Genomic DNA, 26,364 nt, shown 5'->3' with positions numbered 1-26,364 from the left:
TTAGCGTACAAATCCCTTTACCTCTTCACCCGGCGCCCAAGGCTGATAATGCGAGTCGCTTTTTCTACCCTGTTTTGCTCCACCCTGGCCCTGCTGCTGGCCAGCACCGCCGTGATCGCCGCGCCGCAATCGGCGCTGACCGTGTACGGCGAACCGGCCAAATACCAACCCGGCTTCACCCACTTCGACTATGTCAACCCGAATGCCCCCAAGGGCGGCAGCCTGCGGCGCTCGGCGATCGAGATTGGCCGCTACGACCATGTGCTGCCCTACGGCGACAAAGGCATCGGCGTGAGCCAGGTCGACGGTTGGCTGTATTCGCCCCTGGCCCTGCGCTCGCTGGACGAGCCCTATACGGTCTACGGCCTGGTGGCGGAAAAGATGGAGCGGTCAGACGACGGTCTGTCCCTGCGTTTTTACCTGAACCCCAAGGCGCGCTTCGCCGATGGCCAGCCGATCACCGCCGAAGACGTGCGCTACAGCTTCGACCTGCTGATGACCCAGGGCAGCCTGCGCTACCGCACGCTGTTCGCCGACGTCAAACACGTGGAAGTCGAAGGCCCGCGCCATGTGCGATTCGATTTCGCAAGCAATGAAAACCGCACCCTGCCCCTGGACGTCGCCACCCTGCCGGTATTTCCCGAGCACTGGTGGAAGACCCGCGACTTCGCCAACGGCGGCGGCTACGAGATTCCCCTCGGCAGCGGCCCCTACACCATCAGCAAGGTGGATGCCGGCAACACCATTACCTTCAAGCGCGACCCGAACTGGTGGGGCAAAGACCTGCCCATCAGCCGTGGCCTGTACAACTTCGATCACCTGAGCCTCGAATACTTCGGCGACACCGAAGTGGCGCGCCAGGTCCTGCGGGGCGGTGCCTACGACTTCAACCGCGAATTCTCCGCCACCGGCTACTCCATCGGCTACAACGGCCCGGCCCTTGACGATGGCCGCCTGCAACGCGCGCACCTGGCCAAGGAAGCACCGCAACCGGCCCAGGGCTACGTGTTCAACGTGCAAAAACCGATGTTCAAGGACCGCCGCGTGCGCCAGGCCCTGGCCATGCTATGGGACTTCGAATGGGCCAACAGGCAGATGATGCGCAATATGTACATCCGCCAGCAGAGCTTCTTCTCCAACAGCCCGCTGGCAGCGACCCAACTGCCGGACGCCCAGGAGCTGGCGATTCTGGAACCCCTGCGCGGGCAAATTCCCGATGAAGTCTTCACCCAGGTGTTCAAGGCCCCCACCACCGATGGCACGGGGATGATTCGCGACAAGCAGCTGCAAGCCCTGGCGCTGCTGGAACAGGCCGGCTGGAAGCCCGACGGCGACAAACTGGTAAACGCCGCCGGCGAGCCGCTGGAGTTCACCTTCCTCAATGCCCAGAACGGCATGGAACGCCTGTTGTTGCCGTACAAACGCAACCTGGCGCAGATCGGCATCACCCTCAACATCCGCCGTATCGACTCCTCGCAATACGTCAATCGCCTGATGGCCCGGGACTACGACATGATCGTCACCGGCTTCCCGGTCACCACTTCGCCGGGGATGGAGCTGTACAACTACTTCGGTTCCGCCGCCGCGTTTGATACCGGCGCCAACAACTACATGGTGCTGAAAGACCCGGCCGTCGACAGCCTGATCAACGGCCTGGTCAAGGCCAACACCCAGTCGCAGATGCTCAGTTACGCCCACGCCCTGGACCGCGTACTGCAATGGAATTACCTGTGGATTCCCAACTACTACCCGCCGGGCACCTCCGCCGCGTGGTGGAACCGCTTCGGCCGCCCGGCGGTGGAAGCCAAAACCGACGAAGCCCTGGAAACCTGGTGGGAAATCAGCCCCACGCCGCTGACCAATGAACAGATGAAAGCCGAACTGACCAAACGCCCGGGAGCCCGCTGATGTTTGCCTATATCGTGCGGCGCTTGCTGCTGATCATTCCGACCCTGGTGATTATCCTGCTGGTGAACTTCGTTATCGTGCAGGCCGCGCCCGGCGGGCCGGTGGAGCAGGCCATCGCCCACCTGCAAGGCATCGGGGGCGGTAGTGTCGGCGGCTCGTCTGCCGAAAGCCTCAGCAGTGGTTCACGGGCCAGCCGTGGCCTGGACCCGAAACTGATCAAGGACATCGAAAAACAATACGGCTTCGACAAACCCGCGCCGGAACGCCTGTGGCTGATGCTCAAGAGCTACGCCCAGCTGGACTTCGGCAACAGTTTCTTTCGCGGTAAAAGCGTGACCGACCTGATCCTCGAAAAGATGCCGGTGACCATTTCCCTCGGGCTGTGGGCCACCTTGATCACCTACCTGGTGTCGATCCCGCTGGGGATTCGCAAGGCGGTGCGCCATGGCAGCAGTTTTGATGTGTGGAGCAGCACCGCCATCGTGATTGGCTATGCGATGCCGGCGTTCCTGTTTGCGATGTTCCTGATCGTGGTATTCGCCGGCGGCACCTCGCTGAACTGGTTCCCGGTGCGCGGGCTGGTCTCGGAAAACTTCGACCAGTTGAGCACCGTGGGCAAGATCGCCGATTACTTCTGGCACCTGGTCTTGCCGGTCAGCGCCCTGGTGATCGGCGGTTTCGCCACCTTGACCATCCTCACCAAAAACTCGTTCCTCAATGAAATCACCCGCCAGTACGTGGTCACCGCACGGGCCAAAGGCTTGAGCGAACGCCGGGTGCTGTACGGCCATGTGTTTCGCAACGCCATGCTGCTGGTGATCTCGGGGATTCCCCAGGCGTTTATCGCCGTGTTCTTCGCCGGTTCGCTGCTGATCGAGGTGATTTTCTCCCTTGATGGCCTGGGCCGCATGAGCTACGAAGCGGCGGTTTCACGGGACTATCCGGTGGTATTCGGTTCATTGTTTATCTTCACGTTGTTTGGCCTCTTGATAAAACTCATCGGTGACCTCTGCTACACGCTGGTGGACCCGCGTATCGACTTCGCCGCGAGGAACGCCTGATGCTCAAGCTCTCTCCCGTGGCCCGCCGGCGCTTTGAACGCTTCAAGAAAAACCGTCGCGGCTGGTGGTCGCTGTGGCTGTTTATCGGCCTGTTTATCCTGACCCTCGGCGGCGAACTGATCGCCAACGACAAACCCCTGGTGCTCAGCTACCAGAACGAGCTGTATTTCCCGGTGTTCAAACGCTACACCGAGCAGGAGTTCGGCGGGCAGCTGCCGTTCCAGGCGGATTACCGCAGTGAATACGTGCAGAACCTGATCAAGAAGGACGGCGGCTGGATGCTGTTCCCGCCGATCCCGTTCAGCGACGACACCCCCAACTATGAACTGACCCGCCCTGCCCCCAGCCCGCCCTCGAGCGTGAACTGGCTGGGCACCGACGACCAGTCCCGCGACGTGCTGGCGCGGGTGATCTTCGGCGCCCGGGTGTCGATCCTGTTTGCCCTGGCCCTCACCGCCATCAGCGCCGCCATCGGCATCGCCGCCGGGGCCTTGCAGGGTTACTACGGTGGCTGGGTCGACCTGCTCGGGCAACGCATCCTGGAAGTGTGGTCCGGGCTGCCGGTGCTGTACTTGCTGATCATTCTGTCGGGGTTTGTCGAGCCGAATTTCTGGTGGTTGCTGGGCATCATGGCGCTGTTTTCGTGGCTGGCCCTGGTGGACGTGGTGCGCGCCGAGTTCCTGCGGGGGCGCAACCTGGAGTACGTCAAGGCCGCGCGGGCGCTGGGCCTGGGGGACGGCAAGATCATCCGCCGGCATATCCTGCCGAACGCGATGACCGCCACCCTGAGCTACTTGCCGTTCATTTTGACCGGGGCGATTTCCACCTTGAGCGCCCTGGATTTCCTCGGCTTCGGCATGCCCGCCGGCAGCGCCTCCTTGGGCGAACTGATCGCCCAGGGCAAGCAGAACCTGCAAGCGCCGTGGCTGGGGCTGACTGCGTTTTTCACCCTGGCGCTGATCCTGTCGTTGCTGGTGTTTATCGGCGAGGCGTTGCGTGACGCCTTCGACCCACGCTCATGAAGGCCGTTGAGATGACTGAAAACCTGATCGAGATTCGCGACCTGAGCGTCGCCTTCAACGGCCAGACCGTGGTGCGCAAGCTGTGCCTGGATGTACGCCCCGGCGAGTGCCTGGCGCTGGTGGGCGAGTCGGGTTCGGGCAAGTCGGTGACTGCCCATTCGATCCTGCAACTGCTGCCCGAAGCCGGCACCGAGACCACCGGTTCAGTGCGCTATCGCGGCCAGGAACTGCTCGGCGCCTCGCCCGCCACCCTGCAAAAACTGCGGGGCAACCGGATTGCGATGATCTTTCAGGAGCCAATGACCTCCCTGAACCCGCTGCACAGCATCGAGAAACAGATCGGCGAAACCCTGCTGCTGCACAAGGGCCTGGGCGGCAAGCAAGCCCAGGCGCGCATCCTTGAACTGCTCGAACTGGTGGGCATCCAGAAACCCCGGGAGCGCCTCAAGGCCTACCCCCATCAACTCTCCGGCGGCCAGCGCCAGCGGGTGATGATCGCCATGGCCCTGGCCTGCGAGCCGGAACTGTTGATCGCCGACGAGCCGACCACCGCACTGGACGTGACGGTGCAGCGCAAGATCCTGCTGCTGCTCAAGTCCCTGCAACAGCGCCTGGGCATGTCGCTGCTGCTGATCAGCCACGACCTCAACCTGGTGCGCAGCATTGCCCAGCGGGTGTGCGTGATGAAGGCCGGGGAGATTGTCGAGCAGGCGGATTGCGAAACCTTGTTCTGCGCGCCCAAGCACCCTTACAGCCGCCTGCTGCTGGATGCAGAACCGGCAGGCATCGTCTTGAATCACGAGGTGCGCGACACGGTGTTGCAGGTGGATGACTTGAGCGTGCAGTTCCCGCTGGGCGGCGGCCTGTTCCGGCGCAAGCAGTACCTGCAAGCCGTGGATGGCATCAGCCTGACGGTGCAGCGCGGCAAAACCTTGGGCATTGTCGGCGAGTCCGGCTCGGGCAAATCCACCCTGGGCCAGGCGATTTTGCGGCTGCTGGATTCCAGCGGCGCGATTCGCTTCCAGGGCGAGGCCCTCGAAGGCCTGACGCAAAAGCAGATGCAGCCGTGGCGCAAGCAGATGCAGGTGGTGTTCCAGGACCCGTTCGGCAGCCTCAGCCCACGGATGTCGGTGGCGCAGATCATCAGCGAAGGCCTGGAAGTGCATGCCCCATGCAGCCTCAAGGACCGCGAAGCCCAGGTGATCCGCGTGCTGGAAGATGTGGGCCTGGACCCCGCCAGCCGGCATCGCTACCCCCATGAATTCTCCGGCGGCCAGCGCCAGCGCATCGCCATTGCGCGCGCCCTGGTGCTCAAGCCGGCGTTGATCCTGCTGGACGAACCCACCTCGGCGCTGGACCGTACCGTGCAGAAACAGGTGGTGGCATTGCTGCTTGAGCTACAGGAAAAGTACGGCCTGACCTACCTGTTTATCAGCCATGACCTCGCCGTAGTGCGGGCCCTGGCCCACGACATGATCGTGATCAAGGACGGCAAGGTGGTGGAACGCGGGCCGAGCGATGAAGTGTTTGCCGCGCCTCAACACCCCTACACCCGGGAACTCCTCGCGGCGGCGCACCCATGAGCACCACCGGCAGCCTCAAGGATTACCAATACGTTCGCGGCCTGGCGATCCAATCATTGTTCGAGATCATCGAGCAGTCCAGCGAAGGCACCGTGATTGTCGACGGCGACGCGAATATCGTCTGGATGAACGAGCGCTACGCCAAGCGCTTCGGCCTGAAAAACGCCGACGACGCCATCGGCCAACCCTGTGAGCAGGTGATTTCCAACAGCCTGCTGCGCCAGGTGGTGCGCAATGACCAGCCGATTTTGCTGGACATCCAGGACACCCCCAAAGGCCCGCTGGTGGTGATGCGCCTGCCGATCCATGACGATGCGGGCAAGGTGATCGGAGCGATCGGGTTTGCACTGTTTGATGAGCTGCGCAACCTGTCGCCGCTGATCGAGCGCTACCTGAGCATGCAGCAGGAACTGGCGTCTACCCGGTCACTGCTGAGGTCGCGGCAGAGCAAGTACAACTTCGCGCACTTTATCGGCACCAGCGCGGCCAGCCTGGAAGTCAAACGCCGAGCGCGGCGCAGTGCGAGCGCGGAGTCGCCGGTGTTGCTGCTGGGGAAACCGGCACCGGCAAGGAGCTGCTGGCCCAGGCGATTCACGGTGCCTCGCCCCGGGCACACAAGGCGTTTGTCAGCATCAACAGCGCGGCCATTCCTCATGATTTGCTGGAAGCTGAGTTCTTCGGCACCGCACCGGGCGCGTTTACCGGCGCCGACCGCAAGGGCCGTCCCGGCAAGTTGCAAATTGCCCAGGGCGGCACGCTGTTCCTTGATGAGATCGGCGACATGCCCCTACCGCTCCAAAGCAAATTGCTGCGGGTGTTGCAGGAGAAAGAGTTCGAGCCGGTGGGCTCCAACGAGATGATCCACAGCGATGTGCGGGTGATTGCCGCCACGTCGATGGACCTGGAAGCGGCGATCAAGCGCGGCGAATTTCGGGCGGACCTGTATTACCGGCTGAATGTGCTGCCGATCCAGGTGCCGCCATTGCGCGCGCGGCTGGATGATTTGCCGGCGCTGAGCGAGGCGATTCTGGAGGAGTTGCGCAGCCAGCATGAGCTGGATCGCGAGGCCCTGGCGTTATTGGCACAGCATGCATGGCCGGGGAATATCCGCGAACTGCGCAATGTGCTGGAACGGGCGGCGTTGTTGAGTGATGACCTGGTGTTGAATGCCAGCGAAATTCGCGCAGCCATCGGGACGTTCAGCCCGGTGGAGCACAGTTCGGTAGAGACGGTTGAGGGCGAGCGTTTCAGCGCGGCCCGGGAGCGGTTTGATCGGCAGGTGATTGGGGCGGCGTTGAAGGCCTGTGAGGGGAATGTGGTGGAGGCGGCGAAGCGACTGGGGCTGGGCCGGTCGACCTTGTACAAGAAGATGGTTGCCTTGGGCATCGCCTAGTCTCCAAAAAGAGACACAATTCCAAATACAGAGAAAATCCAATGTGGGAGCGGGCTTGCTGTGGCGAGCGGGCTTGCCCCGCGCTGGGCTGCGAAGCAGCCCCATCAATCTGTGGTGAACCCGACGGGGGACAAGCCCCCTCACCACAGCAAGCCAGCTCCCACATTTGATCAGCGCCAGTCTCAATTCAGAGACAAATTCCGGAATCCAAGCATCCAAAGACAATTTTACCCTTACATTTCAACAAGTTAACCACTTGGCACACATCTCGCTATAGCCCCTCCCCACAGCCTCACCCCCACAAAAATAACAATCAGATGGAGACACACCATGAGTGTGATCATTGCCCTCGCAGCCCTGGCGTTGCTGATGCTGGCCGCTTACCGTGGCTACAGCGTCATCCTGTTTGCCCCCATCGCCGCCCTCGGCGCCGTGCTGCTCACCGACCCTTCCGCCGTCGCTCCCGCTTTTACCGGGGTGTTCATGGAGAAAATGGTCGGCTTCCTCAAACTGTATTTCCCGGTGTTCCTGCTCGGCGCGGTGTTCGGCAAGCTGATCGAGATTTCCGGCTTCTCACGCTCCATCGTCGCCGCGGCGATCCAGTTGCTCGGCACCCGCCAGGCGATGCTGGTGATCGTGCTGGTGTGCGCCCTGCTGACCTACGGCGGCGTGTCGCTGTTCGTGGTGGTATTCGCGGTGTACCCGTTTGCCGCCGAGATGTTCCGCCAGAGCAATATCCCCAAGCGCCTGTTGCCGGCGACCATCGCCCTCGGTGCGTTCTCGTTCACCATGGACGCCCTGCCCGGCACGCCGCAGATCCAGAACATCATCCCCAGCACCTTCTTCAACACCACCGCCTGGGCCGCGCCGTGGCTGGGATTGATCGGCACGATCTTCGTGTTCTGCGTCGGCATGCTGTACCTGGCCCGCCAGCGCAACAAGGCCCAGCGCGCCGGTGAAGGCTATGGCACCAACCTGCGCAACGAGCCGGAAACCGCCGAAGACATCAAGCTGCCCAACCCGTGGATCGCCCTGTCGCCGCTGTTGCTGGTGGGCATCATGAACCTGCTGTTCACCCACTGGATTCCGCTGTGGTACGGCAAGACCCACACCCTCAGCCTGCCGGGCATGAGCGCGCCGGTACAAACCGAAGTCGCCAAGCTGACGGCGATCTGGGCGGTGCAGGCGGCCTTGCTGGTGGGGATCATCGTAGTGCTGGTGTTCGGTTTCTCGGCGATCCGCAGCAAGCTTGCCGAAGGCAGCAAGAGCGCGGTCAGCGGTGCCCTGCTGGCGGCGATGAACACCGCGTCGGAATATGGGTTTGGTGCGGTGATCGCCTCCTTGCCGGGCTTCCTGGTGCTGGCGGACTGGCTCAAGGGCATCCCCAACCCGCTGGTCAACGAAGCGATTACCGTGACCCTGCTGGCCGGCATCACCGGTTCTGCCTCGGGCGGTATGAGCATCGCGCTGGCGGCCATGTCGGAGAGCTTTATTTCAGCGGCCCATGCGGCCAATATCCCCCTTGAAGTACTGCACCGGGTCGCGGCCATGGCCAGCGGCGGCATGGACACCCTGCCCCACAACGGCGCCGTGATCACGCTGCTGGCGGTGACCGGGCTGACCCACCGAGAAGCCTATAAAGATATTTTCGGCATCACGATCATCAAGACCCTCGCGGTGTTCGTGGTGATTGGTACTTTCTACGCCACCGGCATTGTGTGAGGTTGATATGACGACATTGAACGGCAAGACCGCCCTGGTCACAGGCTCCACCAGCGGCATCGGCCTGGGCATTGCCCTGAGCCTGGCCAAGGCCGGCGCCAACCTGATCCTCAACGGTTTCGGCGACGCCAGCGCGGTGATCGCCCAGGTGCAGGCCTTCGGCGGCAAGGTCGGGCATCACCCTGCCGACGTCAGCGACCCGGCGCAGATCGCCGAGATGATCGCCTACGCCGAGCGCGAGTTTGGCGGCATCGACATCCTGGTGAACAACGCCGGGATCCAGCACGTGGCGCCAGTGGATGAGTTTCCGGTAGAGCGCTGGGACTCGATCATTGCGATCAACCTGTCGTCGGTGTTCCACAGCACGCGCCTGAGCCTGCCGGGCATGAAGGCCAGGGGCTGGGGGCGGATCGTGAATATCGCTTCGGTGCATGGTCTGGTGGGTTCGGTGGGCAAGGCGGCCTATGTGGCGGCCAAGCACGGGGTGATCGGCCTGACCAAAGTGGTGGGCCTGGAAACGGCCCAGAGTAATGTCACCTGCAATGCCATTTGCCCGGGTTGGGTGTTGACGCCGCTGGTGCAGAAGCAGATTGATGATCGCATCGCGACCGGGGTGGACCCGCAACAGGCGCAGCATGATTTGCTGGCGGAGAAGCAGCCGTCGCTGGAATTCGTGACGCCGCCACAACTGGGGGAACTGGTACTGTTCCTGTGCAGCGAAGCCGGCAGCCAGGTGCGCGGCGCGGCGTGGAATATCGACGGTGGCTGGCTGGCCCAATAAACGACGATCCCCAAAGACACCGGAGATCAAATGTGGGAGCTGGCTTGCCTGCGATAGCGGTGAGTCAGCTTGCATCACTGGCACCTGACACACCGCTATCGCAGGCAAGCCAGCTCCCACATTTTGACCTGTGTTGTTTGGCAGATTTGACACAAGAACAAGAGATTTCCTTATGTCCGAAATACTCTGGCAACCCTCCCCCGAACGCATCCACGCCACCCGGATGGACCAGTTCCGGCGCTTCATCAATGATCGCCATGCCTTGCAGATCAGCGACTACCCGGCCATGCACCAGTGGAGCATCGACCAGCGCCCGGACTTCTGGCGGGCGATTGTCGAGTTCTTCGATGTGCAGTTCCGTACACCGCCCAGCGCAGTGCTGATTGAAGACGCCGAGATGCCCAGCGCCCAGTGGTTTCCCGGCGCCACCCTGAACTTTGCCGAACACTTGCTGCGCCGCCGCGATGATCACCCCGCCGTGGTCGCCCTCGGCGAAGACGGCCAGCGCGAGCAACTGACCTACGCCGAACTGGCCCGCCACGTCGCCGGCCTGCAACGCAGCCTGCGGGCCGCCGGTGTGGGCATGGGTGACCGGGTGGCCGCGTGCATGCCCAACACCTGGCAAACCCTGGTGGGCATGCTCGCCACCACCAGCCTCGGGGCCATCTGGTCGTGCTCTTCACCCGACTTCGGCACCCAGGGCGTGATCGACCGCTTCGGCCAGATCGAACCCAAGGTGCTGATCACCTGCGCCGGCTACCGCTACGCCGGCAAGGTCATCGACCAAAGCAGCAAGCTCAATGAAATCCTCGAACGGCTGCCGTCCCTGCAACAACTGATCATCGTGCCGTATGCCCGCCCGCAAGCGCGCCCCGAGGACTATCAAACCCAAGCCAGCGTCGCACTCTGGAGCGACTTCTACACCCCCGGCGGCGAGCCCGACTTCGTCGCCGTGCCTTTCGACCACCCGCTGTACATCCTGTATTCCAGCGGCACCACCGGCGTGCCCAAGTGCATCATCCATGGTACCGGCGGCGTGCTGCTCACCCACCTCAAGGAACACGGCCTGCACGCCGACCTGTCCCGGGACGACTGCCTGTTCTACTACACCACCTGCGGCTGGATGATGTGGAACTGGCTGGTGTCGGTATTGGCCATCGGTGCCACGGCGGTGCTCTATGACGGTTCACCGTTTCACCCCGGGCCGGAACGCCTGATGGACCTGATCGATCAGGAGAAAATCAGCGTATTCGGCACCAGCCCGAAATTCCTCGCGACCCTGGAAAAAGCCGGGCTGCAACCGCGCCTGAGCCATGACCTGGGCAGCCTCAAGGGCTTGATCTCCACCGGCTCGCCGCTGTCGCCCCAGAGCTACGATTACGTGTACCGCGAGATCAAGCCCGAACTGTGCCTGTCGTCGATGTCGGGCGGTACCGACATCGTCTCCTGCTTTGTGATCGGCAACCCGGTGCTGCCGGTGCGCCGTGGCGAGATGCAGTGCAAGAGCCTGGCGATGGCCATCGAAGTGTGGGACGACCAGGGCCACCCGCTGGTGGGCGAAAAAGGCGAGTTGGTGTGCACCCGACACTTCCCGGCGATGCCCATCGGCCTGTGGAATGACCCTGATCAGAAAAAACTGCGGGCCTCGTATTTCAGCCAGTTCCCCGGCGTGTGGGCCCAGGGCGACTACGCCGAACAACGGCCCAATGGCAGCCTGCTGATCCATGGCCGTTCAGACGCCGTGCTCAACCCCGGCGGTGTGCGCATCGGCACTGCGGAGATTTATCGCCAGGTGGAAAAGGTACCCCAGGTCCTGGAAAGCCTGGCCATCGGCCAACGCTGGCAGGACGACGTGCGAGTGGTGCTGTTTGTGCGTCTCAACGATGGCATCGAACTGGATGACGCCCTCGAGCAGCAGATCCGCCAGGTGATCCGCGCCAACACCACGCCACGCCATGTGCCGGCGAAGATTCTGGCGGTGACGGATATCCCGCGCACCATCAGCGGCAAGATCGTTGAATTGGCGGTGCGCAATGTGGTGCACGGCGAGGCGGTCAAGAACACCGACGCACTGGCCAACCCCGAAGCCCTGGAGCAATTCCGTGACCGTCGGGAGCTGGCAGAAAGATGAAACGTTTTAGCCCTTAAGCACTCATTTGAAGACAAAGCCCTCAAGCATGCTATTTTTCGAGGGTGGAAAGCCGATCCCCGCTCGCGGGATAATCGGCTTTTGTCATTCTTCAAGCGTTACGCGCAGGGCATTTACATGAACGTATCACCCACCGGCAGCGAGGCCGCGGCACTGATTGCGCGGCTGGACTGGGCACGAAGCCCCCTCGGTGACGCCATTGATTGGCCGCAAAGCCTCCGTACAGCCGTCGACATCGTGATTCATTCGCCGATGCCGATGCTGTTGCTGTGGGGCGCCGAACTCACCCAGATTTACAACGACGGCTTCGCCCTGCTGGCCGGCAACAAGCACCCGGCTGCCTTCGGCCAGCCCGCCGACCTGATCTGGCCGGAACTCAAGCCGTTCACCGACCCGATCTACAGCGCCGTCCTCACGGGCCAGGTGCGCACCTTCACCGAACAGCGTTTCGTGCTGCAACGCAACCACCGTGACACCGAGATCTGGCTCGACCTGACCTACAGCCCGATTCGTGACGAACGCGGCCAGGTCGCCGGGATCCTGATCACCGCGATCGAAACCAACGAGCGCCGGCGCATCGCCCTGGAACTCCAGCAGCGTACCGAAAACAGCCTCAAGGCCCAGCGCAACACCGAGCAGCGCCTGCAACTGGCCCTGGCCGCCACCGACGCCGTGGGCACCTGGGACTGGGACATCGGCGAAGACCGGTTTATCGCCGACGCGCATTTCGCCCAGTTGCACGGCGTTGATCCTTGCGATGCCGGCCTGCTGCCCATCAGCGATTACCTGCAAGGCGTGCACCCCGAAGACCGTGGCATGGTGGCCCGCAGCATCAAGCATTGCATCACCCACGGCACCGAATACGCCGAGGAATACCGCCTGCTGCAAGCCGGTGGCGAAGTGCGCTGGGTGTTTGCCCGGGGTCGCTGCTACAAGGACCACCATGGCCGCCCGGCGCGCTTTCTCGGCGCCGCCCTCGACCTGACCGAACGCAAGCACACCGAACAGGCCCTGCGCCAAAGCCAGACCGAGCTGCAGTTGATCATCAACGCCATGCCGGTGCTGATCGGCTATGTCGACCATGAGCAACGCTTTCGCCTGAACAACAGCGCCTACCTGGACTGGTACGGCATGACCCCGCAGGAGCTGTACGGCAAGTCCATCCGCGAGGTGCTGGGGGATGAAGTCTATGCCGGGCGCGTCGACAAAATCGAAGCGGCGCTCAAGGGCAAGGCCTGCAGTTTTGTCACCGTCACGCCGCACCATGACGGGCGGCCGCGCCACGCGCTGATGAAATACCTGCCGCGTTTCAGCGCCGACGGTTCGGTCAACGGTTTCTACATTTTTGTGATCGACGAGACCGAGCGCAAGCTCACCGAAGAAGCCCTGCGTCAGCTGAACGAAAACCTCGAAGAGCGCGTCAGCCAGCGCACCCAGGCCCTGGCCGAAGCCAACCAGCGCCTGCAAAACGAGATGTTCGAGCGCGAGCGTGCCGAAGACGCCCTGCGCCATGCCCAGAAGATGGAAGCGGTCGGCCAGCTCACCGGCGGCATCGCCCATGACTTCAACAACATGCTCACCGGGATCATCGGCAGCCTGGACCTGATGCAACGCTACATCGCCGCCGGGCGCAGCGACGAGATCGGCCGCTTCACCGACGCCGCCGTGTCCTCGGCCCATCGCGCCGCCGCGCTGACCCACCGCCTGCTGGCCTTCTCGCGCCGCCAGTCGCTGGACCGCAAGCCGGTGGACCCGAACCAATTGGTGGCGTCCCTGGAAGACCTGTTCCGCCGCACCAAGGGCGCGCACATCGAACTCAAGGTGAACCTGGGCGCCGACGTGTGGCCGGTGAACACCGACGCCAGCCAGCTGGAAAACGCCCTGCTCAACCTGGTGATCAACGCCCGCGATGCGATGCCCGACGGCGGGCAATTGTGCATCGAGACCGCCAACAGCTACCTCGACGGCACCGACATCAGCACCCTGGAGCCGGTCAAGGCCGGCGACTATGTGATGCTCGGCGTGAGCGACAACGGCGCCGGCATGACCGCCAAGATCCTCGCCAAGGCCTTCGACCCGTTCTTCACCACCAAGCCCATCGGCCAGGGCACCGGCCTTGGGTTGTCGATGATCTATGGCTTTGCCCAGCAGTCCGGCGGCCACGTCACCATTGAAAGCCAGCCTGGCCAGGGCACCTGCGTGCGCCTGTACCTGCCCCGCCTGCATGGCACCGCGCTGGAAAGAACCGCGCCCGCCAGCCAGGCCGAAGCCCCGGTGGCGCTGGCGGGTGAAGCGGTGGTGGTGGTCGAGGACGACCCGGCAGTGCGGATGCTGGTGGTGAATGTACTGGATGAACTGGGCTACACCGCCCATCAGGCGGCGGATGCACGGGCGGCGCTGCCGTTGCTGGAGTCCGATCTGCGCGTGGACTTGCTGGTGACCGATGTGGGCCTGCCCGGGATGAATGGCCGGCAACTGGCGGAGATTGCACGGCAGCACCGGCCCGAACTCAAGGTGCTGTTCATGACCGGTTACGCCGAGAAAGCCGCCGAGCGCCAGGGGTTCCTGGAGGAAGGCATGGACATGGTGGCCAAGCCGTTTTCGATTGACCTGCTGGCTAACAAAATCCGCAGCATGATCAGCTCAGAGGCCTGACTTCAGGCATAATCGCGCGCCGTTTCACATCAGGACCGATCAATGAAAGCCCAAGCCCGTCACATTCTGGTGAAAACCAGCGAGGAAGCCGAACAGCTCAAGCAGCGTATTGCCAAGGGCGAAGCGTTTGATGTGTTGGCCAAGAAGTATTCCACCTGCCCTTCCGCCAAGCGCGGCGGTGATCTGGGTGAAGTGCGGCCGGGGCAGATGGTGGGGGTGATTGATGCGGTGATCTTCAAAAAGCCCGTGAAGGTGGTTCACGGGCCGATCAAGAGCAAGTTCGGGTATCACCTGGTGCAGGTGTTTTACCGGGATTGAGGGGCTGGTTGTGGCGTTAGTCTCGGGGGATCAGTGCACCCGGTACTTGAATGACCCGGCTCGCCAGGCGATGCCCGGCCAAGGCTGCATCCTGCGGCGAGCCGCCCTTGAGCCGGCTGGCCAGGTACGCCGCACTGAATGAATCCCCCGCCGCCGTGGTGTCGACCACCTTCTCCACCACCAGCGCCGGCACCTCGAATCGCTTGTCTTCACAACGAATCAGGCAAGCATCCGCGCCCCGCTTGAGCACCACCTCGGCAATCGTCGGGTACGCCGCAAATACCTGTTCGCTGTCCTCATAGCCAAACAACGCCCGCTCGTCATCTTCGGTCAACAGGGCGATATCCACCTCGGCCAACACCGTGTGATACGCCGCACGCGCCGCTTCTACACTGGCCCACAAGCGCGGTCGGTAGTTGTTGTCGAACACCACTTTGCCGCCGCGCTTACGGGTTTCGATCAGGGTTTTCAGCAACCGCTCACGGCCCACTTCTCCCAACACCGCCAGGGTGATGCCGCTGAAATACACCACGTCATACCCCGGCAACGCCGCCAGAATCGGCTCGGCCGCCGGTGTGGTGAAGCAGTCGCGTACCGCCGCTTCGTTGCGCCAGTAGAGGAATTTGCGCTCGCCCTTGGCGTCGGTCTGGATGCAGTACAAACCCGGCAAGCGCCCGGGCAAGCGCTGGACCATACCCAGGCCCAGGCCTTCCTCAGCCCAGTGCTTGCACATGGCGTCGCTGAAGCTGTCATCGCCCAGGGCGGTGACGTAGTCGACGGTGCTCGGCTCACCCAGTTCGCGGCGCAGGTAGACGGCGGCGTTCAGGGTGTCGCCGCCGAAGCTTTGTTGCAGGCTGCCGTCGGCGCGGTGTTGCAGTTCGATCATGCATTCGCCGATGAGGGCGATGCGGGGTTTTGTGTTCATGCCTGGGGTCTCTCGATGTACTTGAGGGCCTCATCGCGGGCAAGCCCGGCTCCCACAGTTGACCGTGTTGTACCTGAAGGAACACGGTCGATGTGGGAGCGGGTTTGCTCGCGATGGGCGCGACTCGGTCTAGAAGCAGGTATGCAGGCTTTCGATCACTTGCAGTTGCTCATCCACCAAATTACCCACTTGCCACTTGTCGAACGTCAGGCACGGGTGGGATGTGCCGAAGGAGATGATGTCGCCAATGCGCAGCTCAACCCCCGGTGCGACGACCATGAACGCATGCTGGTCCATCACGGCGGTGACCTTGCACGCGGTCACGTCATCACCCTCGGCTGGCAGCACGCCAGCCTTGTAGCGCTTGAGCGGCACCGGCAGGCCGGCGTCGTAGGCGACGTCGCGCTTGCCCAGGGCGATCACCGCGAAGCCTGGCTCCGGTAAGGATTGCACATGGGCCCAGACTTCCAGCGCGGGGCGCAGGCCTTCGTTGAGGTCGCTGCGACGGTCGAGTACGCAGCATTGCGCTTCTTTGTAGATACCGTGGTCGTGGGCCACGTAGCTGCCCGGGCGCAATACGCTGAGGAAGCGGCCGGCGGCGTTCTGGGCTTCGAAGGACTCGGCGATCAGGTCGTACCAGGCCGAGCCCGAAGCGGTGATGATCGGCTTGCCGAGGTCGAAGGCGCCGCTGTTTTGCAGGTCGACGGCCAGGCGCACCAGGGAAGCGGCGAATTCGCGGATGCCACTGATGGCGTGATCGCCGTGGATCACCCCTTCGTAACCTTCAATGCCGGTGAGGGCCAGCGCAGGCTGGGCCTTGATCGCCCTGGCCAGGTCGAGCACCTCCTGTTCGCTGCGGCAACCGCAACGCCCGCCGACCACACCGTATTCGATCATCACGTTCAGGCGCAGGCCACGGGCGGCGAAGAATGCGCCCAGGTCGGCGACGTTGTCCGGGTGATCGACCATGCAGTGAAAGTCGAATTCCGGGTCGGCCAGCAGGTCGGCAATCAGCGCCATGTTCGGCGCGCCCACCAGCTGGTTGGCCATCAATACCCGGCGAACACCACCGGCATACGCGGCGCGGGTCTGCACGGCATTGGCCAGGGTGATGCCCCAGGCGCCCTGTTCGATCTGACGCTGGAACAGTGCCGGCATCATGCTGGTCTTGCCATGGGGCGCCAGTTGCGCGCCGCTGTTGCTGACGAATGCCTGCATCCAGCGGATGTTGTGTTCCAGGGCATCACGGTGCAGCACCAGGGCCGGCAGGCTGACGTCACGCACCAGATGCGCACCGACTTCGGCGGCGCCTTTTTCAACGGCATTGAAGGCAGACATAAGGGTTTCCTATTCGTTGATGCGACGGGCCAGGTTGTTCGCGCTGTCGATCAGCACCCGGCGATAGTCGTTGTAGTTTTTGATGGCATCGGCCCGTGGGGCCACGATGCACAGGGTCGCAATACTGATGCCTTGGGCGTCCCGCACCGGGGCGGCAAAGCAATGGGTAAAGGTGTCGGCAACGCTGTCGAAGGAGAAAAATCCGTCGAGGGTGGCCTGACGAATTTGCCCGAGGAAGGTTTCCAGAGGCAGACGCTGACCGTCCGGGAGGATGAAATCGTCGTAGTCGATCAGGTCGATGATTTGCTGGTCGCTCAGGTGGCCCAACAGCAGGCGGCCGGAGGCGGTCCAGGGGATTGGGGCGTTCTCGCCGATGTCGGAGGAAATGCGGAAATGCCGCTCGCCTTCGCGCATCAGCGCCACGGTGTATTTGCGCCCGTTGAGCAGGCACATCTGGGCGGTTTCGTGGGTCTGGCTGACGATTTCCTGCAGGGCGTGGTCGGCTTCGCGGGTCAGGTCGAAATGACGCAGGTGGGCCTGGCCGAGGAAGTACAGCTGACGGCCGAGGTAGACGTGACCGTCCTTGCCCACGGTTTCGAGGATGCGCCGCTCCAGCAGCGAGGCCACCAGTTCGTAGACCGTGGACTTGGGGCTGCCAATGCCGCTGGCGATATCATTCGGGCGCAGGGGCTGGCCGATTTCCTTGAGGAAATCGAGGATATCGAACGCCCGGTCGAGGCCCTTGGCGCGGCGTTTGATGGTGTCTTCGGTCATGGCAGTTTCGGGTCCCGTCAAAGGCTTAAAATCGCAGCAGATGAGTCCTCTGTGGCGAGGGAGCTTGCTCCCGCTGGGCTGCGAAGCGGCCCCAAAAAACGGGAGCGCTTCGCACTCCAGCGGGAGCAAGCTCCCTCGCCACAACGAGTTTCATCACTGCAAGTTGCGGTCGGGCATTTAGCCTTTTTTCTTGTAGGCCACGCAATCGATCTCCACCTTGCAGTCGACCATCATGTTCGCCTGCACACACGCCCGCGCCGGGGCATGTTCCGGGTTGAAGTATTCGCCGAACACTTTGTTGAAGCTCCAGAAGTCCCGTGGGTCTTCCAGCCACACACCTACACGCACCACATCTTCGAGCGCATAGCCGGCCTCTTCGAGGATCGCCACCACGTTCTTCATGGTCTGGTGCGTCTGCTCGACGATCCCGCCGGTGATGATTTCACCGTCCACCGCCGGCACCTGGCCCGACACGTACAACCAGCCGTCCGCTTCCACCGCGCGGGCGAAAGGACGAGGCTGGCCACCGCCTGCGGTGGCGCCGGTGCCGTAACGAGTAATGCTCATAATGGATCTCCTGAAACGAGTGAATTAAAAACGAATGTTCTTGAGAAATTCCGCCAGTCGCGGCGATTGCGGGCGTTCGAAGATGTCTTTCGGCGGCCCCTGTTCTTCAATGCGGCCCTGGTTCATGAAGACGATCTTGTCCGAGACTTCATAGGCAAAGCGCATTTCGTGGGTGACCAGCAACATGGTCATGCCCTCTTCTGCCAACCCCTTGATCACGCTGAGCACTTCACCCACCAGTTCCGGGTCGAGGGCCGAGGTGACTTCGTCGAACAGCATCAGGCTCGGGTTCATCGCAATCGCCCGGGCAATCGCCACACGCTGTTGCTGGCCGCCCGACAATTGGCCCGGGAAGTGATTGCGCCGCTCCAGCAGGCCGACACGGTCCAGCCATTTTTCCGCCAGTGCAACCGCCTCGTCCTTGCCCATCTTCTTGACCTTGAGCAGGCCCAGGGTGACGTTCTGCAACGCGGTCAAATGCGGGAACAGGTTGAACTGCTGGAACGCCATGCCCGTCATCGCGCGATGCTGGGAAATCACCCGTTCCGGATGGCGCACGCGCTTGCCGCCGACGTCGCTGTAGCCGATGGATTCGCCGTCGAGGGTGATCTGGCCGCCCTGGAATTCTTCCAGCAGGTTGACGCAGCGCAGCAGCGTGGTCTTGCCCGAACCGCTGGAGCCGATCAACGTCACGACGTTGCCGCGCTGCAGGGTCAGATCGACGCCCTTGAGCACTTCCACCGGGCCGTACTGTTTACGCAGGCCGCGAATGTTCAGCAGTGGCTGGCTTTCTTTTGAGAGTTGGTTCATGGCAATGCCACCCGCTTTTCAATGTAACGCCCCAACAATTCGATGGCGTAGTTGATGACAAAAAACATAAAGCCTGCGAACAGGTAGAACTCCAGGGTCATGAACGTCCGGGCGATGACCTGTTGGGTGCTGAGCAGCAATTCGGCCACGCCGATCACCGACAGCAAGGTGGACGCCTTGACGATTTCCGTGGACGAGTTGACCCAGGTCGGCAGGATCTGCCGCAACGCCTGAGGCAGCAGCACATAGCCCAGGGACTGGTAGAACGTCAGGCCGATGGCCTTGCCCGCTTCCAGTTGCCCTTTGGGAATGGCTTGCAACGCACCGCGCACGATTTCCGAAACGTGAGAGCCGCAGAACAGCGTCAGGCCCACGGCACCGGCCTGGAACGCGCTGATCTGCCAGCCAAGCGCCGGCAGCATGTAGAAGCATGCCAACACCAGCACAAACACCGGCGTACCGCGGATCAGGTCGACGTACAGGCGAAACGGTGCACGCATCCAGAATTTGCCGTAGGTCAGGATCAACCCGGCAACGATGCCGATCAGGGTGCCGAAGATAATGGCCAGGGCCGAGCAATAGACGCTGGTCTGGAACCCCGCCCAGAGGGTTTCCCGGGCGATCCACAACTCATGCAGCCAGCTGGGGGATTCGTACATGGGCGCTCCTTAGCGGCGAATCGCCAAACGCTGTTCCAGGTAACGGAGCAGCATGGCAATGAGGTAACAGGCAGCCACGTAGAGCGCGGTCGTGACCATCCAGGTTTCAATCACCCGGTAGCTTTCGACGTTGATCTTGCGGGCGTAATAGGTCAGCTCCGGCACCGCGATCGCGGCCGCCAGGGAGGTGTCCTTGAACAGCGAGATGAAGTTGTTCGACAGCGCCGGCAGCACGTTGCGCAGCATCACCGGCACCGTGATGTACGCGCGGATGCGCCATTCGCCCAGGCCGATGGCCAGGCCCGCTTCACGCAACCCCTTGGGAATATTCAAGAGGCCAGCGCGGAATACTTCGGTCAGGTAGGCACCGGCGTACAGCGACAGCGTGATGATGAACGAGGGGATCTTGTCCAGCCGGATACCGAGGCTCGGCAAGGCGAAGTAGATCAACAGGATCAGCACCAGGATCGGGGTGTTGCGGATCACCGTCACATACACCGAGGCCACGATGCGCAACGCACGGTGTTTGGACAACATGGCAAACGCCATCAACAGGCCGATCACGCAACCGATGGCGATGGACAGCAGTGCCAGTTCAAGGCCGAGGCCGAGCCCCGCCAGCAGGCTGGGGAAGTCGCGCCACACAGCGGCAAAGTTCAACTGATAGTTCATGGTCGGCAGTACCTGATTGGGGCGCCGTCAGCGACGCCCCAGTGTTTACGAATTACTTGAACTCAACCGGGAAACCGATCGCAGGCTCTGGCAGATCCACACCGAACCATTGCTTGAACGAGGCCTTGTACATCGGGAATTCCACGCCGGTCATGGCTTCGTGCAGCGCGGTGTTGACGAAGTTCAGCCAGTCCTGGTCGCCACGCTTGACGGCGCACGCGTAGGTCTGCGGGCTCCAGGCATAGCTCGGGCTGCGGTAGCGACCCGGGTTTTGCACCATCAGGTACTTGACCGAAGACTGGTCGGTGGCGGCGGTGTCGGCACGGCCGGAGTTCACGGCCTGGTACATCAGGTCGACGCTGTCGTACTGGTCGACCTTGGCTTTAGGCAATGCCTGGTGCACCAGCTCTTCGGCGTAGACGTTCTGCAGCACGGCCACGGTGACGTCGCTGCCTGCGGCTTGCAGGTCTTCGATTTCCTTGTACTTGCTGTTGGCCGGCAGCAACAGGCCCACGCCTTCGCGGTAGTACGGCAGGGTGAAGGCCACTTGCTGCGCACGGCTGGCGGTGACGGTGATGAACTGGCAGCTCATGTCGACCTTGTCGGTCAACAGGTTGGGAATCCGGGCGTCGGAGGACTGCACCACGTACTCGACTTTGCTCGGGTCGTTGAACAGCCCCTTGGCGACGATGTGGCCGATGTCGATATCAAAACCCTGCAACTTGCCATCCGCTCCCTGGAAGTGCCACGGCGCATTGGTACTGCCTGTACCCACGATCAGGTGCCCACGCTTGAGCACCGTATCGAGCTTGCTGTCCGCCGCTTGCACTACGCTTGCGAGGGAAGCCGATGCGGCGAAGAGAAAAACACACGCTTTAAACACGGAAGGTCGGTGATGCATGACAAGCACTCCAGGAGTTGTGTATTCCGCTATACCGGAACTTAGTATGTAACAACGGAATAGACAGCAGAAAGTGTGCCACACGCAGTAACAGAAAAATATTGCGGGATTAATTTCCTTTAAAATCAACTAGATAAATTTGTATCGGCGATGAGGCGTCAGACCCGTCGTTGCAATCAGATTGCTACCGTTGGCTACACACCGGGGTGACAGGCCACATTTGGGTGCGGGAGCAGCGCGTTACCGTGCACGAAAGCGGTGCGATGGCCGAATGGAAATATCCCGTGGCTGGGCTAGCCTTTGCAGGTGATCCGCCCCCAAGGAATGCGCTCAGATGAAGATCAGTCTTGTGCTTATGGTGTTGTCGCTGGTGTTTGCCAGCCAGGTGTTTGCCAAGGATGACCGGCGCGAATGCAAGGCCGAACTGGTCAAGCTCAAGGCGGCGTTCAGTACGAACTACACCACCCAGAATCATCATGGTTATCGCCGGGCGAAGGACGCCAAGGAACAGGGCGACTACAAGCAGTGCGTGGGGTTGGCGAAGAAGGCTCGGGAACGGGCGCAGCGTTGAAAGCCTTGGGGCTGCTGCGCAGCCCAACGGGGGACAAGCCCCCTCACCACAAAAGCGGCTTGCTGCAGGGTACCTGTTAGTTTTGACAGTAGACCGTTTTGATCGCCGGGCTTAGCGTGGGGCATGCCCTTTTGCCTAGGAGATCATCATGGGAATTGCAACGGCGGTGATTGCCAATGCCGAGGAATATCAGCAAGTGCTCGCGTCGCATGAGACGGTGTTCATGTTGTTTGTCTCGCAGCGTTGCCCGGCCTGCGGGGAAGCCGGGCCACTGTTTGAGCGGATTGCCGGGAAATTCGCCAACCGGGTAAAAAGCCTGGTACTCGACACAGCTCAAACCCCCAGGCATCCGGAGGTGACTGGCACACCTACCCTGCTGATATTCCAAAACGGCCAGATGGTCGAGAAGCTGAAAGGGTTTGGGCGCTGGGAGGAACAGGAGCACACCGTCATGGAGACGTTCAGCCGCTACGCCAGGTTCAGTCCTCCAGCATCAACCGCGCCGTGCCGGAAACACGAATCGAAGCACCCTTCTCATCGGTGATCTGCGCTTGCAAGCGTGAGCGACTGCCCATGTCCTCGCCCTGGATGATGTCGATACGGCCGTTGTGCGGCCAGCCCAGGTCCCGCAGGTAGCCGGCAAATGCGGCGGCAGCGGAGCCCGTGGCCGGGTCTTCGTACACACCGCCCACCGCGAACGGGTTACGGGTGTGGAACAGTGTCGGGCTTTCGGCAAACACCAGTACCACAGTGCCCAGGCGGCCCTCTGTCATGTAGCGGCGACCGGCCTCCAGTTCATAGTGCATCTGGCTGAGCTTCGCGCGGCTGTCGAGGGCCAGCACCAGGTGGTCGATACCGCCATGGATGATTGCCGGTGGGATGCTCGGGTCCAGGTCATTGCGGGTGTAGCCGAACAACCTCAGGCCCGCGTCCACCAGCGCATCGTTTGCCGGTGCACTGCGGGTTGGCGGGGATTGCAGCGCGGCTTCGATCAGGTCGCCTTCGCTGCGGCCGCTGACGGAAATATCGCCGTTGTTCAACGTCAGGTGGAATTCGCCATCGCCCAGCGCCAGGCTCAAGGCCGCGCCAAGGGCGATGGTGGCGTGCCCGCAGAAGGCGACTTCGGCCTGCGGCGCGAAGTACCGCACGCGCCAGCCATCGTCCTGCGGACAGGCGAATACGGTTTCCGAAAACCCGACTTCGTGAGCGATACGCTGCATCTCTGCGGCTTCCGGCAAGTTGTCACCGATCCATACGCCGGCCGGGTTACCGCCCTGGTTGCCATCACAGAATGCAGAAATCTTAAGCACGTCCAAAGTCATTCGGGTAACCCTTCCTTAACGGTTCAGTGAGCGGCGATGCTATCCAAAGGCCAGCCCAGCGTCGAATGAAATCCACCCGCTACAGCGGTGCCAGCAGCACCTGCGTAACTCGCCGTTCCTCCACTGCGGCCACGGTCAGGCGCCAGCCCTCGTGTTCCAGGCTATCGCCCACCACCGGCAGGCGATCCAGCAGGCTCATCACCAGCCCGGCCAGGGTCTGGTAATCCTCCGTGGCCACGGCCTTGAAACCGGTACGCTGGCGGATCAGGTTGAGGTTCAAGGCACCGTTGACCCGGAAACCACCCTCCTCCTCGACGATATCCGGCCCTTCGACTTCACTCGCATCCGGCAACTCACCGGCGATGGATTCCAGGATGTCGGTCATGCTCAACACCCCGATAAAATCGCCGAATTCGTTGATCACGAAGGCAATGTGGGTCGACTCCTGGCGCATCTGCTCCAGGGCGTTGAGGATCGAAAAACTCTCCAGCAGGTTGATCGCCCGGCGTGCCAGGTGCTCCAGGTTCGGCTCGTTACCGGCCAGGTATTCCTTGAGCAACTCCTTCTTGTGCACAAAACCCAATGGCTCGTCGATATTACCGTTGCGGATCAAGGGCAGACGCGAGTAAGACGAATGCATCAGTTTCAGGCGGATAGTGTCGGGATCGTCCGACAGATCTATAGAGTCCACCTTGGCCCGGGGCGTCATCAGCGTACGGATCGGGCGTTCAGCCAGTTGCAGCACCCCGCTGATCATCACCCGCTCACGCCGGTCAAACAGCGGCCCGCCGCTGGCATCGGGGTTGTCCAGCAGGTCGGCGACCTCTTCGTCTACCTCCTCCACTGCCAAATTACGCCCGCCGAGCAAACGCATCACCGCATGGGCCGTACGCTCACGCCTCGGCAGCGTGCCCTGGGCCGACTTCTTGCGGCGCGACCGGGCGATCTGGTTGAACAGCTCGATCAGGATCGAGAAGCCGATGGCCGCGTACAGATAGCCTTTGGGGATGTGGAAGCCCAGGCCTTCGGCCGTCAGAGCAAAACCGATCATCATCAAAAAGCCCAGGCACAGCATGATCACCGTCGGGTGGGCGTTGACGAAACGGGTCAGCGGCTTGCTGGCAATGATCATCAGGCCGATGGAAATGATCACCGCGATCATCATCACTGCCAGCTCATCCACCATGCCCACGGCGGTAATCACCGCATCCAGGGAGAACACCGCATCCAGCACCACAATCTGCGCAACGATCGGCCAGAACATCGCATAAGCCACGTTGCCGGTACGTTGGGCGACATGCCCCTCAAGCCGCTCATGCAATTCCATGGTGGCCTTGAACAACAGGAACACACCACCAAACAGCATGATCAGGTCACGGCCCGAGAAACTCTTGTCGAACACCTCGAACAGCGGTTGGGTCAGGGTCACCAACCACGAAATACTTGCCAACAGGCCCAGGCGCATCAGCAATGCCAGGGACAAACCGATCAGACGCGCACGGTCACGCTGCTCCGGCGGCAGCTTGTCCGCCAGGATCGCGATAAACACCAGGTTGTCGATGCCCAGCACCAGCTCCAGCACAATCAAAGTCAACAGGCCGAGCCAGGCCGTTGGATCCGCTAACCATTCCATTTTTCAGTATCTCTTCAAGTTTTTCAGAATGCCGGGCACGGCAACGCACGGTCGAGGGACCGGGTAAGGGTAGGCAATCGGAATAAGGGGTGCTTGGCGTTGAGGCAGGCGATCAGCGGGAACGGCGGCAGTGAATGTCTTGGGGAAAGACGACTGGGAGGCTCCGAGAGGGTGTTCATGTAGGTCCTGTTATGGAAAAAGTACTTGAATCGTACAGGCGAAACGGTAATTTCCTACAATCTAAAATTATTACAAGATCTGTAATAGATAGCGTGTCGACGATTGCCTTGGCTGCCGCTTACCGCATCAACGCCGTGACCCAACTGCTGGAAAATATCGCCTTCCGCGAAGAAATCAGCAGCGACGCCGTCGTGCTTCACGACTTTGCACGCCTGCTCGCCATTCCGCTACGCGATGGCTGTGACCTGATGGATGTAATAGGCCGCCGGATCCAACCTAGCGACGCCTGAACAAAGCACACCCTGCTTCTGTAGGAGCAAGCTTGCTCGCGATGGACGTCAACGATAACTCGGGAAGCCTGACACTCAACGACGCTCTCAGGTTTTTCGCGAGCAAGCTCGCCCCTACAGTAAGCGGCCGTTCAGAACGGCCCCTTCGTCATCACCCGCTCATCAATAAAGCTACGCAACATCGCAATACGCTGCGTATAGGCTTTGCTCAGGCAACTGACTTGGGCGCCGCACGTATGCCGTTGCTTGAGCCACGCAGCCTGATCATCCATCAACGAACCGCGCCCGCCCATGGCCATGAAGTGCCGGTTGAGGTCATAAAGCAGCGCCATGGTCACGTCCTGATCATTGAGGGAGCGCGTGGCACAGATGGTTTTCTCGTCAGGCGCCTTCGCCCGGTCACAGTCAAAACTGGCCGCCAGGCTTGCAGGGCTGAGCCACAACACGGAAAACCCGGCGAGCACTGCAAATACCGCCGGTTTAATCAAACGAACTACCATGGAAATACCTCCTGTAGGAGCAAGCAGTAAGCGGCGCCATCAGTGAGTTGAGGTTTTAAACTTTGCAAACGCATCCAGATAAGCCGCCTTCAACCCCACACTGACGGCATCGAGGGTAGCTGAATTGAAAGCCACTTTATCCCGCTGAATAAGCGTCTGGCCTGCGCCTTTTATCTTGATTCGTGAATGCCCGGCATATTTGACACCGCCGATATAGACCGAAAGTTCTACATCAGTTGCATAGTATTCGGGATCACTCCAGGTTTTTACGAAAACCCGATCAATCTCGACCCGGGCTTTAATGGACGATGCCGAATCAGACCCTATAGCCCGCCTGGTAAAGTCAACCCAATCATCAACAGGGACATTGGCCATCCCCTCGTAGAGGCTGACGATTTCGTGGTTCGCGGCATGCCATACAATCTTGCTTCGTTCAGTACAGGGCCCACAACGCTCGTAGCCTGAAACCCCGACAATATCCGACTGAACAGCACTGTTCTTAATGCTGGCCAACTCCGCGTCAGAGGTATAAGAAGCGAAGTGCAACTGGTTGGTGACGCAACCACCCAGCATCAATAAAACAACGATCAGCAACCCTGCTTTCATACTAAATCCCTAGAAAAAATCACT

The 26,364-nt window shown here is 61.6% G+C and carries 23 protein-coding genes and 3 pseudogenes; 14 read left to right on the top strand and 12 right to left on the bottom strand.

Going from position 1 to position 26,364, the window contains the following annotated elements; all coding sequences use genetic code 11:
• The first annotated feature begins 48 nt into the window (after positions 1-48).
• The 10 genes and pseudogenes from JFV30_RS09775 to JFV30_RS09730 all read left to right on the top strand — a co-directional run.
• Entirely contained in the window at positions 49-1,908 is a 1,860-nt protein-coding gene (locus JFV30_RS09775; protein WP_201123356.1) for an extracellular solute-binding protein, read from the top strand.
• Positions 1,908-2,969, top strand: coding sequence for a microcin C ABC transporter permease YejB (locus JFV30_RS09770; RefSeq protein WP_201123355.1), 1,062 nt, complete (start codon positions 1,908-1,910; stop codon positions 2,967-2,969). The genes JFV30_RS09775 and JFV30_RS09770 overlap by 1 nt, the downstream gene beginning before the upstream one ends.
• The gene (locus tag JFV30_RS09765) at positions 2,969-3,991 is read left to right on the top strand and encodes an ABC transporter permease (protein WP_003208019.1); all 1,023 of its coding nucleotides are present in this window, start codon (positions 2,969-2,971) and stop codon (positions 3,989-3,991) included. The genes JFV30_RS09770 and JFV30_RS09765 overlap by 1 nt, the downstream gene beginning before the upstream one ends.
• Positions 3,992-4,002: 11 nt before the next feature.
• Complete coding sequence (locus tag JFV30_RS09760; RefSeq protein ID WP_201123353.1) at positions 4,003-5,574, top strand: ABC transporter ATP-binding protein; 1,572 nt, start codon at positions 4,003-4,005, stop codon at positions 5,572-5,574.
• Positions 5,571-6,967 (top strand): annotated as a pseudogene (locus JFV30_RS09755) (sigma-54 interaction domain-containing protein). The gene JFV30_RS09760 and the pseudogene JFV30_RS09755 overlap by 4 nt, the downstream one beginning before the upstream one ends.
• 330 nt (positions 6,968-7,297) lie before the next feature.
• Positions 7,298-8,689, top strand: coding sequence for a GntP family permease (locus tag JFV30_RS09750; protein WP_010173338.1), 1,392 nt, complete (start codon positions 7,298-7,300; stop codon positions 8,687-8,689).
• A gap of 7 nt (positions 8,690-8,696) precedes the next feature.
• Positions 8,697-9,470 carry a 3-hydroxybutyrate dehydrogenase gene (locus tag JFV30_RS09745; RefSeq protein ID WP_169388038.1) on the top strand — a complete coding sequence of 258 codons (774 nt, stop codon included), beginning with the start codon at positions 8,697-8,699 and terminating at the stop codon, positions 9,468-9,470.
• 172 nt (positions 9,471-9,642) lie between these two features.
• Positions 9,643-11,601 (top strand): acetoacetate--CoA ligase, encoded by a 1,959-nt coding sequence (locus tag JFV30_RS09740; protein ID WP_201123351.1) that lies wholly within the window; start codon positions 9,643-9,645, stop codon positions 11,599-11,601.
• Positions 11,602-11,736: 135 nt separating this feature from the next.
• On the top strand, positions 11,737-14,274 hold the full coding sequence (locus tag JFV30_RS09735; RefSeq protein ID WP_201123349.1) for a PAS domain-containing hybrid sensor histidine kinase/response regulator: 2,538 nt from the start codon (positions 11,737-11,739) through the stop codon (positions 14,272-14,274).
• A gap of 27 nt (positions 14,275-14,301) precedes the next feature.
• Positions 14,302-14,592: pseudogene (locus tag JFV30_RS09730) on the top strand (peptidylprolyl isomerase); the annotation flags it as partial.
• 16 nt (positions 14,593-14,608) lie between these two features.
• Here the strand turns inward: JFV30_RS09730 and JFV30_RS09725 are convergent.
• The 8 genes from JFV30_RS09725 to JFV30_RS09690 all read right to left on the bottom strand — a co-directional run bounded on the left by JFV30_RS09725 (position 14,609) and on the right by JFV30_RS09690 (position 21,238).
• Positions 14,609-15,517, bottom strand: a complete 909-nt coding sequence (locus JFV30_RS09725) for a sugar kinase (RefSeq protein ID WP_201123346.1) — start codon at positions 15,515-15,517, stop codon at positions 14,609-14,611.
• A 129-nt stretch (positions 15,518-15,646) separates the two neighbouring features.
• Positions 15,647-16,855 carry an amino acid deaminase gene (locus JFV30_RS09720; RefSeq protein ID WP_201123344.1) on the bottom strand — a complete coding sequence of 403 codons (1,209 nt, stop codon included), beginning with the start codon at positions 16,853-16,855 and terminating at the stop codon, positions 15,647-15,649.
• A 9-nt stretch (positions 16,856-16,864) separates the two neighbouring features.
• Positions 16,865-17,629, bottom strand: a complete 765-nt coding sequence (locus JFV30_RS09715) for an IclR family transcriptional regulator (protein WP_003208002.1) — start codon at positions 17,627-17,629, stop codon at positions 16,865-16,867.
• A gap of 177 nt (positions 17,630-17,806) precedes the next feature.
• The gene (locus JFV30_RS09710; protein WP_010173353.1) at positions 17,807-18,196 is read right to left on the bottom strand and encodes a RidA family protein; all 390 of its coding nucleotides are present in this window, start codon (positions 18,194-18,196) and stop codon (positions 17,807-17,809) included.
• Between the two features lie 24 nt (positions 18,197-18,220).
• Positions 18,221-19,006, bottom strand: coding sequence for an amino acid ABC transporter ATP-binding protein (locus JFV30_RS09705; protein ID WP_201123342.1), 786 nt, complete (start codon positions 19,004-19,006; stop codon positions 18,221-18,223).
• On the bottom strand, positions 19,003-19,665 hold the full coding sequence (locus JFV30_RS09700; protein WP_177088475.1) for an amino acid ABC transporter permease: 663 nt from the start codon (positions 19,663-19,665) through the stop codon (positions 19,003-19,005). Before JFV30_RS09700 ends, JFV30_RS09705 begins: the two co-directional genes overlap by 4 nt.
• 9 nt (positions 19,666-19,674) lie before the next feature.
• Positions 19,675-20,337, bottom strand: coding sequence for an amino acid ABC transporter permease (locus JFV30_RS09695; RefSeq protein ID WP_003207993.1), 663 nt, complete (start codon positions 20,335-20,337; stop codon positions 19,675-19,677).
• Positions 20,338-20,389: 52 nt separating this feature from the next.
• A complete protein-coding gene (locus JFV30_RS09690) occupies positions 20,390-21,238 on the bottom strand; it encodes a transporter substrate-binding domain-containing protein (RefSeq protein ID WP_010173359.1) in 849 nt (282 codons plus the stop codon).
• Positions 21,239-21,572: 334 nt separating this feature from the next.
• Here JFV30_RS09690 and JFV30_RS09685 point away from each other — a divergent pair, with 334 nt between their 5' ends.
• Positions 21,573-21,809, top strand: coding sequence for a hypothetical protein (locus JFV30_RS09685; RefSeq protein WP_169388035.1), 237 nt, complete (start codon positions 21,573-21,575; stop codon positions 21,807-21,809).
• Between the two features lie 148 nt (positions 21,810-21,957).
• The gene (locus tag JFV30_RS09680) at positions 21,958-22,353 is read left to right on the top strand and encodes a thioredoxin family protein (protein WP_201123340.1); all 396 of its coding nucleotides are present in this window, start codon (positions 21,958-21,960) and stop codon (positions 22,351-22,353) included.
• On the opposite strand, the gene JFV30_RS09675 is transcribed toward JFV30_RS09680, so the two are convergent.
• Positions 22,289-23,131: a PhzF family phenazine biosynthesis protein gene (locus tag JFV30_RS09675; RefSeq protein ID WP_201123338.1), complete on the bottom strand. Its 843-nt coding sequence runs from the start codon at positions 23,129-23,131 to the stop codon at positions 22,289-22,291. The genes JFV30_RS09680 and JFV30_RS09675 overlap by 65 nt on opposite strands.
• Positions 23,132-23,210: 79 nt before the next feature.
• A complete protein-coding gene (locus tag JFV30_RS09670; protein ID WP_201123336.1) occupies positions 23,211-24,764 on the bottom strand; it encodes a TerC family protein in 1,554 nt (517 codons plus the stop codon).
• A 191-nt stretch (positions 24,765-24,955) separates the two neighbouring features.
• On the opposite strand from JFV30_RS09670, the gene JFV30_RS09665 reads away from it, so the two are divergent.
• Together JFV30_RS09665 and JFV30_RS33060 are read left to right on the top strand one after the other, a co-directional pair.
• Positions 24,956-25,234, top strand: coding sequence for a hypothetical protein (locus JFV30_RS09665; RefSeq protein ID WP_201126271.1), 279 nt, complete (start codon positions 24,956-24,958; stop codon positions 25,232-25,234).
• Positions 25,235-25,275: 41 nt separating this feature from the next.
• A pseudogene (locus tag JFV30_RS33060) lies at positions 25,276-25,356 on the top strand (outer membrane lipoprotein carrier protein LolA); the annotation flags it as partial.
• A gap of 9 nt (positions 25,357-25,365) precedes the next feature.
• Here the strand turns inward: JFV30_RS33060 and JFV30_RS09660 are convergent.
• Positions 25,366-25,734 (bottom strand): lysozyme inhibitor LprI family protein, encoded by a 369-nt coding sequence (locus JFV30_RS09660; protein WP_201123334.1) that lies wholly within the window; start codon positions 25,732-25,734, stop codon positions 25,366-25,368.
• Positions 25,735-25,773: 39 nt separating this feature from the next.
• The gene (locus tag JFV30_RS09655) at positions 25,774-26,340 is read right to left on the bottom strand and encodes a hypothetical protein (protein WP_201123332.1); all 567 of its coding nucleotides are present in this window, start codon (positions 26,338-26,340) and stop codon (positions 25,774-25,776) included.
• Between the last annotated feature and the right edge of the window lie 24 nt (positions 26,341-26,364).

Origin of the sequence: Pseudomonas sp. TH32 (assembly GCF_016650855.1) — a bacterium.
Lineage (GTDB): Bacteria > Pseudomonadota > Gammaproteobacteria > Pseudomonadales > Pseudomonadaceae > Aquipseudomonas.
This window is presented reverse-complemented; position numbering and strand designations above follow the sequence as displayed.